The organism is Hydrogenophaga sp. NFH-34 (assembly GCF_021401345.1).
In the GTDB taxonomy this organism is placed as follows: domain Bacteria; phylum Pseudomonadota; class Gammaproteobacteria; order Burkholderiales; family Burkholderiaceae_C; genus Hydrogenophaga; species Hydrogenophaga electricum.
The window spans coordinates 1-503 of record NZ_JACBGE010000071.1 but is presented as its reverse complement, the minus strand read 5'-3'; the positions used below and the strand labels follow the sequence as shown (position 1 = coordinate 503).

The 503-nt window shown below is 68.6% G+C and carries 1 protein-coding gene; it reads right to left on the bottom strand.

All coding sequences use genetic code 11. The features are described 5' to 3' along the window. A partial coding sequence (locus tag L0977_RS25360) for an Ig-like domain-containing protein (RefSeq protein ID WP_234267702.1) occupies positions 1-503 on the bottom strand: 503 nt, incomplete at both ends.

The window sequence follows — 503 nt, the reverse complement described above, 5'->3', positions numbered from 1 at the left end:
CATCCAGGTCCACCGTCACTTGCGTGCCGTCCACCGCCGGCACGATCAGGTTGGTCGGGTCCGTCGGGTCCACTTCCGGACTTTCCGGATCACCCGGGTTCGGGTCTTCCAGCACCGGCGGCTGGTTCACCGCCACCGTGTGCGTGGCGCTGTCTTCCGCTCCGTCCTGGTCTCGGATCGTGTAGTTGACCACCACCGGGCCCGTCACACCCTCGGCCGGCGTGAACACCCAGTCGCTGCCCACCTGCACCAGCGTGCCCTGGCTCGGATCGGCCAGCGTCGCGCTCACCACCTCGTACGGGTCACCGTCCGGGTCGTTGTCGTTGGCCGTCAGCGTCAGCACGGTGCCCGTGCCGGCCTGGACCTGCTGGGTATCGTCCACAGCCACCGGCGGCGGGTTCACCGGCTCGATCGTGATCGTGCCTTCGAACGTGCCACCCTGACCGTCGTTCACCGTCACCGGGATCACGATCGGGCCGTTGTTGTCCACCGGCGGCGTCACC